16 protein-coding genes and 1 riboswitch are annotated in these 16,102 nt (G+C 67.7%); of the genes, 5 read left to right on the plus strand and 11 right to left on the minus strand.

Translation table 11 applies throughout. From position 1 onward, the window contains the following. Window positions 1-114 precede the first annotated feature (114 nt). Entirely contained in the window at window positions 115-2,907 is a 2,793-nt protein-coding gene (polA, locus tag HSX43_RS00780) for a DNA polymerase I (protein ID WP_179378181.1), read from the plus strand. Between the two features lie 501 nt (window positions 2,908-3,408). Here polA and HSX43_RS00785 read toward each other — a convergent pair. The 9 genes from HSX43_RS00785 to HSX43_RS00830 all read right to left on the minus strand — a co-directional run bounded on the left by HSX43_RS00785 (window position 3,409) and on the right by HSX43_RS00830 (window position 12,528). Then, a complete protein-coding gene (locus HSX43_RS00785; RefSeq protein WP_179378182.1) occupies window positions 3,409-4,293 on the minus strand; it encodes an ATP-binding cassette domain-containing protein in 885 nt (294 codons plus the stop codon). Beyond that, window positions 4,283-4,867 carry an ATP-binding cassette domain-containing protein gene (locus HSX43_RS00790; protein ID WP_179378183.1) on the minus strand — a complete coding sequence of 195 codons (585 nt, stop codon included), beginning with the start codon at window positions 4,865-4,867 and terminating at the stop codon, window positions 4,283-4,285. Before HSX43_RS00790 ends, HSX43_RS00785 begins: the two co-directional genes overlap by 11 nt. Further along, the gene (locus HSX43_RS00795) at window positions 4,867-5,742 is read right to left on the minus strand and encodes an ABC transporter permease (protein ID WP_179378184.1); all 876 of its coding nucleotides are present in this window, start codon (window positions 5,740-5,742) and stop codon (window positions 4,867-4,869) included. The genes HSX43_RS00790 and HSX43_RS00795 overlap by 1 nt, the downstream gene beginning before the upstream one ends. Further along, window positions 5,739-6,713, minus strand: coding sequence for an ABC transporter permease (locus tag HSX43_RS00800; RefSeq protein WP_328794901.1), 975 nt, complete (start codon window positions 6,711-6,713; stop codon window positions 5,739-5,741). Before HSX43_RS00800 ends, HSX43_RS00795 begins: the two co-directional genes overlap by 4 nt. Further along, window positions 6,710-8,230, minus strand: coding sequence for an ABC transporter substrate-binding protein (locus HSX43_RS00805; RefSeq protein ID WP_328794903.1), 1,521 nt, complete (start codon window positions 8,228-8,230; stop codon window positions 6,710-6,712). Before HSX43_RS00805 ends, HSX43_RS00800 begins: the two co-directional genes overlap by 4 nt. Beyond that, on the minus strand, window positions 8,227-8,988 hold the full coding sequence (locus HSX43_RS00810) for a (2Fe-2S) ferredoxin domain-containing protein (protein ID WP_179378185.1): 762 nt from the start codon (window positions 8,986-8,988) through the stop codon (window positions 8,227-8,229). Before HSX43_RS00810 ends, HSX43_RS00805 begins: the two co-directional genes overlap by 4 nt. A 147-nt stretch (window positions 8,989-9,135) precedes the next feature. After that, window positions 9,136-9,350, minus strand: a riboswitch (cobalamin riboswitch). A 192-nt stretch (window positions 9,351-9,542) separates the two neighbouring features. Next, window positions 9,543-10,661, minus strand: a complete 1,119-nt coding sequence (locus HSX43_RS00815; protein ID WP_179378186.1) for a methanobactin export MATE transporter MbnM — start codon at window positions 10,659-10,661, stop codon at window positions 9,543-9,545. A 3-nt stretch (window positions 10,662-10,664) separates the two neighbouring features. Next, the gene (locus HSX43_RS19530; RefSeq protein ID WP_235962435.1) at window positions 10,665-12,005 is read right to left on the minus strand and encodes an MbnP family copper-binding protein; all 1,341 of its coding nucleotides are present in this window, start codon (window positions 12,003-12,005) and stop codon (window positions 10,665-10,667) included. Window positions 12,006-12,201: 196 nt separating this feature from the next. Next, window positions 12,202-12,528 carry a hypothetical protein gene (locus tag HSX43_RS00830; protein ID WP_179378187.1) on the minus strand — a complete coding sequence of 109 codons (327 nt, stop codon included), beginning with the start codon at window positions 12,526-12,528 and terminating at the stop codon, window positions 12,202-12,204. Between the two features lie 80 nt (window positions 12,529-12,608). On the opposite strand from HSX43_RS00830, the gene HSX43_RS00835 reads away from it, so the two are divergent. From HSX43_RS00835 to HSX43_RS00845, 3 genes are read left to right on the plus strand one after another with little or no spacing between them, the layout of a single operon-like run. Beyond that, on the plus strand, window positions 12,609-12,926 hold the full coding sequence (locus HSX43_RS00835) for a hypothetical protein (RefSeq protein WP_179378188.1): 318 nt from the start codon (window positions 12,609-12,611) through the stop codon (window positions 12,924-12,926). Window positions 12,927-12,941: 15 nt separating this feature from the next. Continuing rightward, the gene (locus HSX43_RS00840) at window positions 12,942-13,532 is read left to right on the plus strand and encodes a pseudouridine synthase (RefSeq protein WP_179378189.1); all 591 of its coding nucleotides are present in this window, start codon (window positions 12,942-12,944) and stop codon (window positions 13,530-13,532) included. Beyond that, on the plus strand, window positions 13,529-14,056 hold the full coding sequence (locus HSX43_RS00845) for a redoxin domain-containing protein (RefSeq protein ID WP_179378190.1): 528 nt from the start codon (window positions 13,529-13,531) through the stop codon (window positions 14,054-14,056). Before HSX43_RS00840 ends, HSX43_RS00845 begins: the two co-directional genes overlap by 4 nt. A gap of 67 nt (window positions 14,057-14,123) precedes the next feature. Here the strand turns inward: HSX43_RS00845 and HSX43_RS00850 are convergent, their stop codons facing one another. After that, entirely contained in the window at window positions 14,124-14,357 is a 234-nt protein-coding gene (locus HSX43_RS00850) for a DUF2798 domain-containing protein (protein ID WP_179378191.1), read from the minus strand. 86 nt (window positions 14,358-14,443) lie between these two features. Beyond that, complete coding sequence (locus HSX43_RS00855; RefSeq protein WP_179378192.1) at window positions 14,444-15,016, minus strand: DUF1285 domain-containing protein; 573 nt, start codon at window positions 15,014-15,016, stop codon at window positions 14,444-14,446. 67 nt (window positions 15,017-15,083) lie between these two features. On the opposite strand from HSX43_RS00855, the gene HSX43_RS00860 reads away from it, so the two are divergent. After that, window positions 15,084-16,100 (plus strand): AAA family ATPase, encoded by a 1,017-nt coding sequence (locus HSX43_RS00860; protein WP_179378193.1) that lies wholly within the window; start codon window positions 15,084-15,086, stop codon window positions 16,098-16,100. Window positions 16,101-16,102 lie beyond the last annotated feature (2 nt).

Below are 16,102 nucleotides of genomic sequence, written 5' to 3' on the forward strand. Positions count from 1 at the left end.
CTGCCATCGGGAGATGTGGCCGGCCCCCTACGGATTGCCCGCCTGAGGAAGAGCGGTGGCACCCCCATGGCGTTCGTGGCATGACGAAGGTCAGCCAGACGAGGGGAGCGTGCGATGAGTTTCGGCAAGGGGTGTCACCTGCACCTGATCGACGGATCGGCCTTCATCTTCCGCGCTTTCCACGCGCTGCCGCCGCTCAGCCGGAAGTCCGACGGCCTGCCGATCGGGGCCGTCTCGGGCTTCTGCAACATGCTCGACCGCTATGTGCAAGGGAACGCGGGCGCGGATGCGGCGACCCATGTGGCGGTGATCTTCGACAAGGGCTCCCACACGTTTCGCAACGATCTTTACGACCAGTACAAGGCCAACCGCGACGAGATGCCCGAGGACCTGCGCCCGCAGATCCCGCTCACGCGCGAGGCGACGCGGGCCTTCAACATTGCCTGCGAGGAGATCGAGGGCTTCGAGGCCGACGATATCATCGCGACGCTGGCCCACCGGGCGCGGGACGCGGGCGGGCGTGTTACGATCCTGTCGTCTGACAAGGACCTGATGCAGCTCGTCGGCGGCGGGGTCGAGATGCTCGACCCGATGAAGAACAAGCGGGTCGACGACGACGGCGTCTTCGAGAAGTTCGGTGTCGGCCCCGACCGTGTGGTCGACGTCCAGGCGCTTGCCGGCGATTCGGTCGACAACGTGCCCGGGGCACCGGGCATCGGGATCAAGACGGCGGCGCAGCTCATCCAGGAATACGGCTCGCTCGAGGAATTGCTCGACCGCGCCGAGGAGATCAAGCAGCCGAAGCGCCGCCAGACCCTGATCGAGAAGCGCGAGCAGATCGAGCTCTCGAAGAAGCTCGTGCAGCTCGATTGCGACATGGACCTGCCGTTCGGGCTCGACGATCTGGAGATCCGGGAGGCCGATGCCGATCGTCTGCTGGCGTTCCTGAACGAGATGGAGTTCCGCACCCTCACCCGCCGCATCGCCGAGCGTCTTGGCACGGAGCCGCCGGCCATGGTCGAGGTCACTCCGGCGACTGATGCGCCGGACGCCCCCGAAGACCCGCCGATCGACCATTCGACATATGCGGTCGTGACCGACGCGGCGGCCCTGCAGGACTGGCTCGACCGGATCGCGCAGGCTGGCACGGTGGCGGTGGACACGGAGACGACTTCGCTCAACGAGATGACGGCGAATCTCGTGGGTGTGTCACTCGCCGTGGCTCCGGGCGAGGCCTGCTACGTGCCGCTCGGTCACCGGTCGGGGGGCGGCGATCTTTTCGACGGCGACGCGCTGGCCGAGGGGCAGATGCCGATGGAGCGCGCGCTCGAGATGCTGAAGCCCATGCTGGAGGACGCGAGAGTCCTCAAGGTCGGGCAGAACATGAAGTACGACGTCAAGATCTTCGCTGGCCTCGGCATCGAGGTCGCGCCGATCGACGACACCATGCTTCTCTCCTACGCGCAGAACGGCGGGTTGCACGGGCACGGCATGGACACGCTCGCCGACCGCTACCTCAATCACCAGTGCATCCCGATCAAGGAGCTGATCGGCTCGGGCAAGAGCCAGATCACCTTCGACCGCGTCGCCATCGACAAGGCCGCGCCCTATGCCGCCGAGGATGCCGATGTCACCCTGCGCCTGCATCGGCTCTTCAAGCCGCGGCTGCATTCCAACCGGGTCACGCAGGTCTACGAGACGCTGGAGCGGCCACTCGTGCCCGTGCTCGCCCGGATGGAGCGGGCGGGCGTGCAGGTCGACCGCGAGGTCCTGAGCCGGATGTCGGGCAAGTTCGCGCAGAAGATGGCCGGGCTGGAGGAGGAGATCCACGCGACGGCGGGTAAACCCTTCAACGTCGGCTCCCCGAGCCAGCTGGGCGAGATCCTCTTCGGCGAGATGGGTCTGCCCGGCGGCAAGAAGACGAAGACCGGGGCCTGGTCGACCGGGGCCGACGTGCTGGAGGATCTGGCGACGGAGCATGATCTGCCGAAGCTCATCCTCGATTGGCGGCAGCTCTCGAAGCTGAAGTCGACCTACACCGATGCCCTGCAGGAGCACATCAACCCCGAGACGGGGCGGGTGCATACCTCCTATTCGATCGCCGGGGCCAACACCGGGCGCCTCGCCTCGACCGACCCGAACCTGCAGAACATCCCGATCCGCACCGAGGAGGGCCGCCGCATCCGGGAGGCCTTCGTCGCGCCCGAGGGGCGCGTGCTCGTCGCGCTCGACTACAGCCAGATCGAGCTTCGGATCCTCGCGCATATCGCCGGAATCGAGCAGTTGAAGCAGGCGTTTCGGGACGGGCAGGACATTCACGCGATGACCGCGTCCGAGATGTTCGGCGTGCCGCTCGACGAGATGACGCCCGAGGTGCGGCGGCAGGCCAAGGCGATCAACTTCGGGGTGATCTACGGCATTTCGGGCTTCGGCCTCGCCCGGAACCTGCGCATCCCGCGCGGCGAGGCGCAGGCCTTCATCGACACCTATTTCGAACGCTTCCCCGGTATCCGCGACTACATGGACGACACGGTCAAGTTCGCCAAGGAGCACCAGCGTGTCGAGACGCTCTTTGGTCGTCGCATCCACACGCCCGAGATCAACGCCAAGGGGCCCGGGGCCGGGTTCGCCAAGCGCGCCGCGATCAACGCACCGATCCAGGGCACTGCCGCCGACGTGATCCGCCGCGCCATGGTGCGGATGGAGGACGCGATCGCCGGGCTCGACGCGAAGATGCTCCTGCAGGTGCACGACGAACTGCTGTTCGAGGTCGCCGAGGACGACGTGGACAAGCTGATCGACCGCGCCCGCGGGGTGATGGAGGGCGCGAACATGCCCGTCGTCGACCTCTCGGTTCCGCTCACCGTGGACGCGGGTCAGGGCGGAACGTGGGCGGCAGCGCATTGACGAGACATCAGCATGGGTTGTGGGGTGCCCTTCGTAGGTTCCGCGCCACCTCCATCACCCCGGCAAATCAAAGTCGACAGCGTGAAGCAGGCCGCCGAGCGGGAAAGAGAATTCCGTCAATACGGACTGGCGAGGTTCCGTTCGCGTGCAGACTCGCCTTCGGCCGCGTCATGAAACCCGAAACCGCCTCTGCCGGGACGCCAAAGATGCGATCAGCTTCATCGGGAAGGTAAGATGTCTCGACCGTTTCTTCGATCGGGCACACAATACCCTCATACAAGCAGCGGGGCAGGGCTACAGAGCCGTTTCGAAAAAACGCAGCGATGGCGAGGGCGCATCACGCGACTCCTTAACCGGCCACCGGTGGCAGGGCACCGATCCATTGCATGTAGCCGCGCTGCCCCGGGCCTGACAAGCGCCGCCGGGATCGGTCCGGTATCGAACCGGGCGATCATGCGGGCGAGGGTTCGGTCGACTTGCGCCAAAGGGACTCCGGTAGAATCATCGCGGTCTTCGGCTCGGTTCCGCAGCGGAAGAGGGCACTGGCTTCGACGACAGCGTGCGTCCCTCTGCCATCCGGACGATGCGGTCGGCCAGTCGGGCGAGGAAGGTGCTGTCGTGGCTGACGACGAGGACTGCGGCTCCGGATTCCGCGGCGTCGCTCAGCAACGTGCTCACGCGCCACGTGGACGGGCCGTCGAGCGCGCTGGTCGGCTCGTCGGCGACGATCAGGGCGGGGCGCGCGAGCGTGGCGCGGGCGAGGGCGACGCGTTGGCATTGACCGACCGACAGTTCTGCCGGGCGGGCCTCGGGGTCGGTTGCCTTCAGCCCGACCTCCGCCAAGACGGCGATGGCGCGGGCGCGCAGCTCTGACCTCGGCAGCCGGAGCCGGCCGGGGGCAGTGAGCGGCTCGGCCACCGAGCGCCAGATCGGCCAGCGGGGCACCAGGCCCGCCACAGGGTTCTGGAAGATCGGCTGTATGGCACCGGGCTGGTCGAGCGCGGGGGCGAATGAGACCTGCCCGCCCGTGGGCCGCTCGATCCCCATCGCGAGGCGCAGGAGCGTGGACTTTCCGCAACCGGACGGACCCTGGACGCCGACGATCTCTCCGGGCGCGACGGTCAGGTCGGCGCCCTCGATGGCGCGGACCCGGCCATTGGCATAGGCGGCAGAGGCGCCAGCAAGGGTCAGGATCGGGTCGCGGTGTGGTCGCGCAATTCTCCGGGGCAAGGGAGCGAGGGCCGTCAGGAGGCGGCGGGTCTCGGGATGTTTCGGCGCGGCGGCGAGGTCTTCGGGCGGGCCGCTCTCGACGATGCGGCCGTCATGCAGGATGCAGACCCGGTCCGCGTTACGCAGCACCAGTCCGATATCGTGGCTAATCAGCACAACCGCCGCCCCTTGTCCACGCAAGGCGCTGAGGACGGATTGCGCGCGGTCCGCGTCGAGAGCGCTGGTCGGTTCGTCGGCGATCAGCACGGGCGGGGCGAGAGCCGCGGCGGCGGTGATCGAGGCGCGCTGGAGCATGGGGCCGCTGCGCCATGCGATCGCGCGCCTCGGGCACGCCGATGGCGTCGAGGCGGGCTGCGATCTCGTCCCAGGAGACGGCCAGCCCGTGGCAGCGCCAGGCTTCGGCGACGTGGTCCTGCACGACGCGCAGCGGGTCGGTGCCGCTCCAGGGGTTTTGGGCGACGAAGCCGATCTGGCGGCCACGCGCTGCGCGCCAGGCGGCCGGGCCTGCCCCTGTCATTTCGCGGCCTCCGAGCGTCAGCCTCCCCGTCACCCGCGTCCCCCGCCCGTGCAGGCCAAGCAGCGCACGCGCCACGGTCGACTTGCCCGCACCCGAGCCGCCCAGCAGCGCGAGACAGATACCGGGGGCCACCACGAGGTCGATGCCCCGTACCGGCGTCGCGCCGCCCGCGTAGGTGACGGTCAGACCCTCGCAGGCGAGCGCGGCCTCCATCAGCGGGCCTCCGGCGCAGCGAGGTCGCGCAGGGCGTTGCCGACGAGGTTCGCCGCCAGAACCGACAGGAAGATCAGCGTGGCGGGGCCGAGCAGCAACCAGGGTGCGATGGGCACGTAGAGGCGCGACTCGGCCAGCAGCGCGCCCCATTCCGCGTGCGGTGGCTGTACGCCGAGTCCGAGGAAGGAGAAGCCCGAGATCGCGCCGATCGTGCTGCCGAGCGCAAGGCTCGCCACGATGCCGACCTGTGCGGCCACGCCGGGCAGCACGTGGCCCATCACGATGCGCCGGCGCGGGATACCGGCGAGGCGCGCGGCGATGACGTGGGGGCGGCCCCGTGCGTCGAGTGCCATGGAGCGGGCGAGGCGCGCATACCACGCCCAATCCGCCGCGATCAGCGCGATCAGCAGGTTGACGAAGCCCGGGCCGAGCAGGCCCAGAACCGCGAACGCCAGAACGAGGCCAGGCAGGTTCATCGCGATATCGGCAAGGCGCATCAGCACTGCGTCCAGCAGCCCGCCAGCGAGGCCCGCCAGCGTGCCGACGACGAGGCCGATACCGAAGATCGCGCCCAGCACCGCGAGAGCCGCTCCGATAGAGCGATGCGCGCCGTCCATGATGCGACTGAATATGTCGCGCCCGGTCGCGTCGGTACCGAACGGATGGGTCAGGCTCGGGGGCTTCAGCGCGTTGGCGTAGTCCGGCAGATCGGGGGGGTGCGGCGTCCAGGCGAGCCCGATGGTCGCGAAGGCCAGGAGTGCAAGGCCCAGAAGCGCACCCGCCCGCCCGGCGCGGTGGTGCCAGAGGCACCGCAATACGCTGCGATCGACAGGAGCTTCCAACGGTGTGGGCCGGGTGGGATTCAGCAGTGTCATGGCAGACGCTCCCTGAGCCGCGGGTCGAGGATCAGCGCGATCAGGTCCACGACGAGGGCAGCCGTCACGTAGCTGAGCGCGGCAATCAGCACGAAGCCCTGGATCGCGGGATAGTTGCGGGCTGCCAGCGCTTCCAGCACGTAGGCACCAAGGCCGGGCCAGGAGAAGATCGCCTCGATCAGCGGCGCGCCCCCGATCAGCGCGCCGACGCTGACGCCGATGGCCGTCAGAAACGGCAGAATGGCGTTCGGCAGCGCGTGGCGCAGCAGAATGCGGCGTTCGGTGGCCCCGCGGGCGCGGGCGACCTCGGCATAGCCGCTGGCCATCGCCTCCAGCAGCCCGGCACGCAGCAGCTGCGTCCAGCTCGCCCCGCGGTCGAGGCCGATGATGAAGGCCGGGATCAGTGCGGCCTTGAAAGTCGGCTCCGACAGCACGCGGCCCATGCCGAGGCCGACGACCAGAAAGGTCAATGCGAGCAAGGCGAAGACGAAGGTCGGCAGCGCCGCGCCGATCTGGGTGTAGAGCCGGACGATCCGGTCGGGCCAGCGGTCGCGATAGGCGACGGCGACGAGGGCAAGGATCAGCGACACGACCGTCGATACGACCAATGCCAGCGACAACAGCAGGAACGTCGCGGGCAGGCGTTCCATGATCTCCTGCCAGACGGGCAGGCGGCTGGTGAAACTCTGGCCGAGATCGCCCCGCAACAGATCTCCGAGCCAGCTGACGAACTGCGTGACGAGCGATCGGTCCAATCCGAGTGCGATGCGGGCGGCCTCGATCTCGGTGGCCGTCGGATCCTGTACGCCGCGGGCAAGCAGGACACGCTCGGCCGGATCTCCGGGCGCGAGCGGCATGAGGGCCCAGACGAGGACGCTGGCGGCGAAGGCCGTCAGCACCGCCTGGGCGATGCGGAACGCGGCGGCCGGCAGACGGCCGCCGCCGCGAAGGAAGGCGGGACGACCGGTCACTCGTTCGGTGCCGTATCCCACTTGATGCGGTTCCAAGCGACGGCGGGCACGTAGTCGGACCAGGCATCGGTGACCAGCGCGCGCTCGATCAGGATGGTGGCGTTGAAGACGTAGGGGTCCTCCTCGACAAGGATTGCCTGGATTTCGCGCAGCATCTCGTAGCGGGTCTCCTCGTTCATGGTGACGTCGAGCGCTTCGATCAGTTTGTTGACACGTTCGTTGCAGTAGCCGCCATGGTTCCGGTCGCCTTTGCAGGCGACATAGCGATTGAGAAAACCGCTGACCGAGCCGACCGTTGCTGTACCTGTCGCGACCAGGGCTAGATCCCAGGGCACGAGAGCGTTGCCGGCCGCCTCGTTGATGTTGTCGACCGAGGAGATATCGGCCTCGATGCCGATTTCCCGCAGGTAGGACTGCATCGCGTTCGAAAGCGGCACGAGGTCGGGTTGCGGCGGGTAGATCAAGAGCGTGACCGAGAGCGTTTCGCCGTCGCGCATCCGGGTGTCGCCGTCGCGGACCCAGCCGGCATCGTCGAGTAGCGTGTTGGCCGCGTCCACGTCGTGGCGATAGTTCTCGACCGCCCAAGGGAAGCGCGGATTGTAGAGGCCGGTGGCCGGTATCTTGGCACCGTGGAAGACCTCGTTCGCCAATTCCGCGTAGGCCACGGCCAGCATGACGGCCTTGCGGACGGCAACCTCCTCGAAGGCACCGTCGCTCACGTTCATGATGCCGAGGAAACCGCCCGTGGACGGCGCGCCCAGGGCGAGGTTGACGTTGGGCGTCGCCGCGAAGACCGGCCCGGCCGAGATCGGCGGATAGAGCGCGATGTCCACCTCACCGTTCTGTACCGCGAGGATGCGGGCGTTGGCGTCCGAAACGAAGCGCAGGTGCACGCCCTCCATTGTCGGCATTCCACGCCAGTAGCCTTCGTGGCGCTCGGCGATCATGCGCTGTTCATCGAGATCGACCAGTTTGAAAGGCCCCGTATGGATGCCCGCGCCCTCCAGCGCCTCGAAGTCCTCGCCGGCGGCCAGCACCGGTTCGACGTCGATGATCATCAGGCGGTTCTCATGCGCCAGGATGCTCGGCAGCTCGGGCATGGGGACGCCCGTCCGCACGGTGATCTCGCGCGTGCCGGTCTGGGTGAAGGTCGCCTCGGCGGGCACCTGGGCCTGCGTGCCCGAGTTGCGTTCGCGGTGATACTCGATCGCGGCCAGTACGGCGGGAACGTCCATGACCTTGCCGTTCTGGAACGTCACGCCGTCTCGGATCGTGATGATCCAGGTCGTGTCGTCCGTGCGCTCCAGGCTCTCGGCCAGCCAGGGCGTGATCGTGCCGTCGGGCTGGAACTTCATCAGCAGTTCGCCTTGGCCAAACTCCTGCATCCAGAAACCCTGGTTGGCCGGGTCCATGGAGCGGATCTGAAAGCTGGTCGCCATGTCGATGATCCGGTCGGCCGAGGCAGGCAGGGCCGCCAGAGTCAGGGCCGCTGCGAGAGCGAGGGGTCTGGGTTTCACGGGGTCGTCTCCGGTGCTTGGGAAGGGGTCGTGCGGGCAGCCCGCGCGGTGTGGAACCTGAGGTCGTCGGCCGTGCCACCTGCCATCAGGACGTCGGCGACGAAGCGGCGGACCGCTGCCCGGTCGGGCAGGCGGTACCAGTGGCCGTGGGGATAGAGCGCGAGGATTGGGCCGCGGTTGCAGGGATAGATGCAGCCGGTGCGGGTCGTCAGACACCGGTCGAAGACACCGGCTTCCTTCAACTCCTCCTTGAGAAGATGCGTGAAGGAGGCCGCGCCGTGGACCGCGCAACGCGGGCCGGTGCAGACGAGGAGGTGGAACTCGAAATCGGGTGGGTCGGCCCATCCCGGCTTGCCAAGGCGCGGGGAGGTTGCCTCGACGGATCGGGCTCGGCGACTGAGAGCGGCGGTGGCCTGCGCCGCGAGCGAACCGGCGTCAGTGGCGGGGTCGGGACCCATCTCGAGTGTGGTGTCGGCGTTGTCCCCCCGCGTCCGCCAGTCGGCCATGACGCCGGGAAGCCAGGTCAGCAGACCTTCCGGGAAAGGCACGCCGAAGGGCTGGACGCGGATGCGACGGTGGCCTTCGGCGCGCATCGCATCGAGCGCGTCGACCAGGCTTGGCTCCGTCCCCTCCAGCCGGATCAGGCGCACGGGGCCCGGGGTTGCGGCGCGCGCGGCGGCCTCGAGCCGGGTGAGCGCGCCGCGGCTGAGCGAAGGAGCGGAGATGACGAATAGCGTGGCCGGCTGGCGGCCGCTCAAGGCCAGGGTTTGGTCATCGGACAAGATCTCGACCTCAGCGACGTTGCGCGGGGCACGGAAAATCCGGTCGTGTCACGGGTAGATGCCCGATGGTTCATCACACGGCTCTCCTTCCGGGACACCCCGCCCGGTTTGATTGCGTTCGGCGCGTGCGCGCCGCCGATGGTAGGTCTCCTGACTCGCGGGTCTGGGCTTCCCCGAACCTTCCCGGACACTCGCGTCCAGTGGCTTCGACGGGGTCGCTCGCCGCTCACAGTTGCGGGGGCAGTCACGGATTTGGTGCCTGTTGGCTAAGCCGCACCGTGTTCCCTTTTCATCCCTCGGACGCAGCGGTCTTCGGGAACCATCGCGGCAAACGGTGACCGGAGTTGCGAATGGCGTCAAGCCGATCAATGGGCGTGGCCGCCTACGGCGTTTCGCTAAGATCCATTCCGCCTCAGTCACGCAACAGACCTCTGCGGAACGGCTCCGAGCGCATGGCGAGCCGCGTCGTTTGAAGTCGGCATCGGTTCAAGATGGTCTCTACCCCGCCGTTGAAGACCCTGGGCCCCGGTCTACGGCATGGCCCGGTCGACCCGTGCGGCATGGTCTTCCGGCCAGGGATCGGCATGGCGGGGATCTGTGAGGAAGGTCTCATCGGTCAGGCTTTCAAGAAAGGCGATCAGTTCCGCTGTCTCCGCTTCCGTGATCTCGAAGCCGACCAGCAGGCCGCTCGTGCCCGGATGCCCGCCGCGACCACCTTGTGCGTAATGCGCTATGGCCGCCGCCAGATCGGCGACCGAGCCGTCATGCATATAGGGTGCCGTCACCGCGACGTTGCGAAGCGAAGGCGTGCGGAAGCGGCCCTCGTCCTCCGGGCGGCCGGTGAATTCGATCAGGCCGGGCGTGCGGGTGGGCAGGATCGCGTGCAGGCCGGTGTTGTGGAAACCCGTTTCCTGCCAAGGCGCGGTCGCAGTCTGGAGGTTGTCGGTCAGGAGCGTACCGACATGGCAATGATAGCATTCGAACCGGTGGTCGAAGAAATGCTGTTCCCCGCGCTTGGCGGCCTCGGATATGGCATCCTCATCACCCCCATGGCGATAACGGTCATAGGGGCTGTCGAAGGAAGTCAGGCTGCGCTGGAAGGCCGCCAGCGCCCGTGTGACGGTGAAGAGGTCGGCTTGCGCATCTTCGCGTTCGGGGAACGCCTTCGGGAAGGCATCAGCATAAAAGGGATCGGCCATGAGACGCTCGAAGATCGCGACGTCGTGCCCTCCGCTGCCCATTTCGCGCGGGTCGTCGCCGAAGAGGGGGACGAGCGCCTGGAACTCAATGCTGTCCATGTGCGGATTGGCCCAGGTGAGAATCGGCATGTAGCCCACGTTGGCAAGCCCTTGCGCGTTCTTGCGCGTAGCCTCGCCGTCGATTCCGATGCTGACCGCGCGCCCGTCCGAAAACGCGAGGCTCTGCACATGGCAGGAGGCGCAGGCCATTGTGCCGTCGAGCGATAGCCGACCGTCGTAGAAGAGGTGTCGTCCCAGGTCGACCTTGGCCTCCGACATCGGGTTGTCCTCGGGTACGGGCGGGGGCGGAATAAAGTCGGGGAGGTTCCAGCTCCAGTCCTCGGTCCCGGCCGGGGCGGCGATCGCCCCGGCCAGGATGAGGACGCCTGCGCGAAGCGTCTTGTGCGCCATGGCTCAGCGCCCCGAGATCAGGATCTGCGCCTCGGCCGGTGCCCCCATGTAGGGTAGGCCGAACTTCGGCATCACGGTCGTGCAGTCGGGATCGTCGGGAAAGGACATGCAGCCTGCCGCTGTTTCGGGGGCATTGACCGTAAGATCGGCTCCCGCCACGACGGGAGCCGGGTCGATCACGACGCTGCCGGTGTCCGGATCGAAGCCCGTTAACGTGATTGTGGGACGGTTCGGGTTGGCACAGGTGCCCGTCGGAGGGTCGGTCCGGCCTTCAGACGGGCACATGGTCGAGCCGAGATGGAGGAACCAGCCCTCGATTTCGGTATCCTGCGGCAGCATGTCGATCTTCACGAAGCGGTAGCCGGCGCGCCAGTTCCAGAACATCGACGTCAGGTTGAGCGGCGAGGGCGCGACGGTCGGGTCACCGTGATTCACCGCGAAGGGCACGCCGAGGGTGAAGGTCAGCCCATCGTATTCGCCGTCGGGCACCTGGCCACGCAATGTAGTGTTCAGCTGCGCCGTACCGTTCGTGCAGGTGGCGGATCCATCCTCGAAGTCCAGCAGCGCCGTCGCACCGGTCTGCCAGATGTCCTCCTTCAGCGTGATCGCGATCTCGGTCCCGTCGGAGCGGATGACCTTTGGGTCGGAGACGAAGACGCGGTAGTCGCTGAATCTCACCGCCGTCCCCTTGCTGCCGAGACCTGTATAGGTTTCGCCGCACGCAAAAGGCGCGCCATCGACCTCCGCGGCGAAGGCGACCTCGATGGGACGCATCGCCATGTCGCCATGGCCGGTCTCTGTGATGGCCGTCTTGATAGGTTCGCCATGCTCCGAGTGTGCCGTTCCGGCATCGGTGCTCTCCATCACATGCTGCGAATGGTCGACCGCGCCCTCGCCGCGCGGATCGACGTTGACGACAACGTCGACACGGCCCGCGCGCTCGAAGATCAGCGTGACGGGGATCTCTTCGCCAAGCTCGAACGGATCCCCGCCCAGGCCCTCCAGCATGATGTGCAGACCCGACGGTTCGAGCGCCACGGTCTCACCCGGTGCGACCGGGATCCCATCTTCCTGCGGCAGCATCCGCATGATGCCGTCCGTCATCTCGGTGCGGTGCAGCGACGTGCCCTCGAACCCCGGGGCGTCGACGCCGATCAGGCGATCGGGTTCGCTGCCGTCGTTACGGATCGTCAGGTAGACGATGCCGGAAGGTGCCACGCCGGGTGTCGGGTGGGTGTAGGGGTGCCCGATGAACAGGTCACCGCCGGCGAACTCATGGGCCGCGGCGGGCAGGGTCAGGGAAGTTGCGACAAGAAGGGCCGCTGTTCTAAAGGATGTCGTCATGTGTCTCTCTCGTGGAGGATCGAATGGAAAAGGGGGGCGCCGGGCCGTCCGCTGGGCATGGGCACGAGCCGGACTTTCGTGATCGGGGCACCTTCGTAGATGCCGACGCGAAATCGACTGCGCATGAGTGCGTGTGCGGCACTGCACGTCGGCCGCGATCCGACCGATCAGGCCGGGTGTCCGCGAAGCTAAAAGATCAGACCGCGGGCGGGCCCCGGTGAGGGGGAGGGCCGGACCACGGGGACGGGGCAACGACGACAGCCAGCTCTTGCGGAACGACGGTCGGGTTGGGCACGAAGGCTGTCCAGGCAGGTGTCGGCGCGGCGGTCTCGGGAAACTGCAGTGCTGACAGGCAGGGCCCGTGCTCCTCGATCTCGGCATCGATCGGTTCGCCGTCAGCGCTCATGGTGATCGTCACCAACTCGGCTCCACGGCAGATCACAACGCTGTCGAAACCCGCTAAATCTGCCAGCACGGCCCCGGCGCGTGGCAGCAACAGGCCGATGCCCAGGAGGAGGATCAATAGGACGCGCATCACCGGAATCGTAGCCGGAACGACCGGGGGTATACCAGTGCGGCAGATCGTCCATCGGCGGGGTCGGCGTGGAAAAGTTTTACTGGCGCGGCGACCGCCTCCGCAGCCGCGTCGAGGCCAAGATGAACCGTATGAAGCTTCTGGGTGTGACGTTCGCCGCCCGCGACATCGGGGCTGCCGAGTTCCACGGTCGCATCAACATCCTCAACCGGTTCATCGCCTTCGGCTTCCCCGCCGGCTTGCGCCAAGAGGGAAAGCGGAAACCCGATCGCCGGGCGATCTGCGCAGCGGAGACGTTTAGCCTGCCACTATGGCGAAATACCTCGTGCAAGCTGGCAAAACCGGGTGAAGTTGTCTGCGTGCTTGAGCCTCTCCGTTCTGCATAGCAGACTTGAGGATAAATGATCCTCGCCTTCAACAAGCCCATGAATGTCCTCAGCCAGTTTACCGACGAGGGGAAGTGGCGCGGGCTGAAGCACTGGATCGACGTCCCCGGTGTCTATGCGGCGGGGCGGCTTGACCGGGACAGCGAGGGCTTGCTGATCCTGACGGACGACGGGCGGTTGCAGGCGCGGATCACCGACCCGACGTCGAAGCGGCCGAAGACCTATTTCGCTCTGGTGGAAGGCGTGCCGGACACCGCCGCACTGACCGCGCTGCGGCAGGGCGTGACGCTGAAGGACGGGCCGACGCGGCCCGCGAAAGTCGAAGCGGTGGCGGAGCCCGACTGGCTCTGGCCGCGCGACCCGCCGGTGCGGATGCGCAAGAGCGTGACCGACAGCTGGCTGAAGCTGACGCTGACCGAGGGCCGCAACCGGCAGGTGCGGCGCATGTGCGCCCACGTCGGCCTGCCGGTGCTGCGGCTCGTGCGCTGGTCGGTCGGAGGGTGGACGCTCGACGGCCTCGCCCCCGGAGACTGGCGCAGGATCGAAGCGGAACCGGGCCGGTCGGCACCGGTTGACCCGCGAACCCAGAAGGAGAGACGCAAATGACCCAAGTGACCCGCCCCCGGCCCGGACAGCCGGCCCCGGACCTCGCCCTCGAACTCATCATCGGGGCGAAATGGTCGCTCGCCGAGCAATCGCCCAAGGCGTTCACCATGATCGTCTTCTACCGCGGGCTGCATTGCCCGATCTGCGGCGATTTCCTGGGCGAGTTGCGGGCGCTCTACGACGATTTCCTGTCGAAGGGCGTGGAGGTCATCAACGTGTCGATGGATCCGAAGGACAAGGCGACGCAGGCGCACGAGGATTGGGGCCTCGACCCGATCCCGATGGGCTACGGCATGACCGAGGCTCAGGCGCGGGAGTGGGGGCTCTACCTCTCGAAGGCGCGCTCGGAGACCGACCCGGATCTGTTTTCCGAGCCCGGGCTTGCGATGGTGAAGCCCGACGGGACGGTGAACATGGTCGAGATGTCGACGGCCCCCTACCTGCGGCCCGATCTGAAGCTGCTGCTGTCGAAACTCGACTTCGTCATCGAGAAGGACTTCCCGCCGCGCGGAGCGCACGACTGAGACCTCTGCGCGGGACGCCGGGAGATCGTAGGGTCAGGCCCGACGATGACGGCACCGATTGTGGCGCTCAGGTATCCGGTGCAGTGGTCAGACGCGCGACGAGGCGGCGCGCGATGGGGGCGACCACGAGGACGGTCGGAAAAGCGACCGCCCAGGATGAGAGCCAGGCCCCGACCCAGAGGAGGGCGAAACCGTCGACAAAGCCCGCCGCGCGCAGGGTCGCGATGCCCGAGACGAGCAACGACATCAGGCCCGACAGGATCAGACCGAAGAGGACTGGGGCGAAACGGGCGGGAATCATGCGAGGGCTCCTCGGTCTGCGGACCGTCGCAACATAGTCGCCCGACCGTCGGACCGCCTCTGCCGAAACTGCGACCGGCCTGTGCGTCAGGTCTCGAGTGCGGCGGCGGCGATGATCGGGAAGAAGGCCCCGCCCGAGGTCACGCCGAACTGGCCTTCCCGCTCCTCGCCGAGGTCGACGAGGCGATAGAACGACTTGCGGTCGATCAGCGCTTCGAGCCCCCGTCGGACCTCCACGTAGGGCGAGGGTTCGCCGTCGTCGGCGAAGGTGACGCGGATCGGGTGGTCGGGGCCGGCGGTCACGCGATCGCCCACGTTGGTCTCGAAGGTGATCGTGCCGTCCGCGGCGGTGAAGTCCACCGCAACGAAGGGTGCGTCCTCGACCTGCAGGCGCACCTTCTCGACCGGGGTGACGAGGAAATGCTCGTCCCCCTCCTTCTTAAGGATCGAGGAGAAGAGTCGGACGAGTCCGGGTCGCCCGATGGGCGTGCCTTCGTGGAACCAGGTGCCGTCGCGCTTGATGACGATGTCGATGTCGCCGCAGAACGGCGGATCCCAGAGGTGGACAGGCGGCGCACCGCGTTTGCCCTCTTTGGCGGCGACTTGCGCGGATTGCAGGAAGTTGCCTGCCGACAGCCTCACGTGATCTTGTCCGGCCATTGCCCTTTGCCCTCGCATCCGTCAGCCATACCTAGACCATAGAGATAACGCGCGCGGGAGCATTGCAATGGCCGGAGATCACGGGGCGGACGAGCTTTTGAACGAGATCGAGGCACTCGGCGCCAAGCTGACCGGGGCGCGGACGGCGATCGCCACCCGCATCATCGGGCAGGACCGGGTGGTCGAGCTGGCGCTCGCCGCGATGTTGTCGGGCGGGCACGCGCTCCTGATGGGGCTTCCGGGGCTCGGCAAGACGCGGCTCGTCGAGACGCTGGCGACCGTGATGGGCCTCAGCGGCAACCGCATCCAGTTCACGCCCGACCTGATGCCCTCCGACATCCTCGGCTCGGAGGTGCTGGAGACGGCGGCCGATGGCGGACGGGCGTTCCGCTACATCGAGGGGCCGATCTTCGCGCAGCTTCTGATGGCGGACGAGATCAACCGCGCCTCGCCCCGCACGCAGTCGGCGCTCCTGCAGGCGATGCAGGAGCGGGAGGTGACGGTCGCCGGCCAGACCCGGATGCTGCCCGCGCCGTTCCACGTCCTCGCCACGCAGAACCCCATCGAGCAGGAGGGAACCTACCCGCTGCCCGAAGCGCAGCTCGACCGCTTCCTCGTCAAGATCGACGTGGCCTATCCCGACCGCGACACCGAGCGCGAGATCGTGCTGGCGACGACCGGCGGGGCAGAGGCCGAGGCGCATGCCGTCTTCGATGCCGAGGCGCTGATCGCGGCGCAGGCGGTGGTGCGGCGGATGCCGGTGGGCGAGACGGTGGTGGACCTGATCCTCGACCTCGTGCGGGCCTGTCGCCCTGACGATCCCGCCGCGTCCGAGCAGGTGCAGGCCCACGTCGCCTGGGGCCCCGGCCCGCGCGCGGCGCAGGCGCTCATTCTGCTGGTGCGGGCGCAGGCGCTGCTCGACGGGCGGCTCGCGCCCGACGTGTCGGACGTGGCCCGGCTGGCGCAGCCGGTGCTTGCGCATCGCATGGCGCTCTCCTTCGCGGCGCGGGCCGAGGGTGTGGTGCTTGAACAGGTCATCGCCGAGACGGCCGAGCGCATCACCCGCGTCGCGCAGGCCGCCTGAGC

This window comes from Jannaschia marina (assembly GCF_013404595.1).
Lineage (GTDB): Bacteria > Pseudomonadota > Alphaproteobacteria > Rhodobacterales > Rhodobacteraceae > Jannaschia > Jannaschia marina.

Excerpts from the sequence above, each read along its gene's own strand:
- HSX43_RS00850 (WP_179378191.1), bottom strand. The coding sequence starts at position 14,357 with ATGATTCCCGCCCGTTTCGCCCCAGTCCTCTTCGGTCTGATCCTGTCG.
- HSX43_RS19530 (WP_235962435.1), bottom strand. The coding sequence starts at position 12,005 with ATGACGACATCCTTTAGAACAGCGGCCCTTCTTGTCGCAACTTCCCTG.
- HSX43_RS00845 (WP_179378190.1), top strand. The coding sequence starts at position 13,529 with ATGACCCAAGTGACCCGCCCCCGGCCCGGACAGCCGGCCCCGGACCTC.
- HSX43_RS00795 (WP_179378184.1), bottom strand. The coding sequence starts at position 5,742 with ATGACACTGCTGAATCCCACCCGGCCCACACCGTTGGAAGCTCCTGTC.
- HSX43_RS00855 (WP_179378192.1), bottom strand. The coding sequence starts at position 15,016 with ATGGCCGGACAAGATCACGTGAGGCTGTCGGCAGGCAACTTCCTGCAA.
- HSX43_RS00790 (WP_179378183.1), bottom strand. The coding sequence starts at position 4,867 with ATGGAGGCCGCGCTCGCCTGCGAGGGTCTGACCGTCACCTACGCGGGC.
- HSX43_RS00815 (WP_179378186.1), bottom strand. The coding sequence starts at position 10,661 with ATGGCGCACAAGACGCTTCGCGCAGGCGTCCTCATCCTGGCCGGGGCG.
- HSX43_RS00860 (WP_179378193.1), top strand. The coding sequence starts at position 15,084 with ATGGCCGGAGATCACGGGGCGGACGAGCTTTTGAACGAGATCGAGGCA.
- HSX43_RS00840 (WP_179378189.1), top strand. The coding sequence starts at position 12,942 with ATGATCCTCGCCTTCAACAAGCCCATGAATGTCCTCAGCCAGTTTACC.
- polA (WP_179378181.1), top strand. The coding sequence starts at position 115 with ATGAGTTTCGGCAAGGGGTGTCACCTGCACCTGATCGACGGATCGGCC.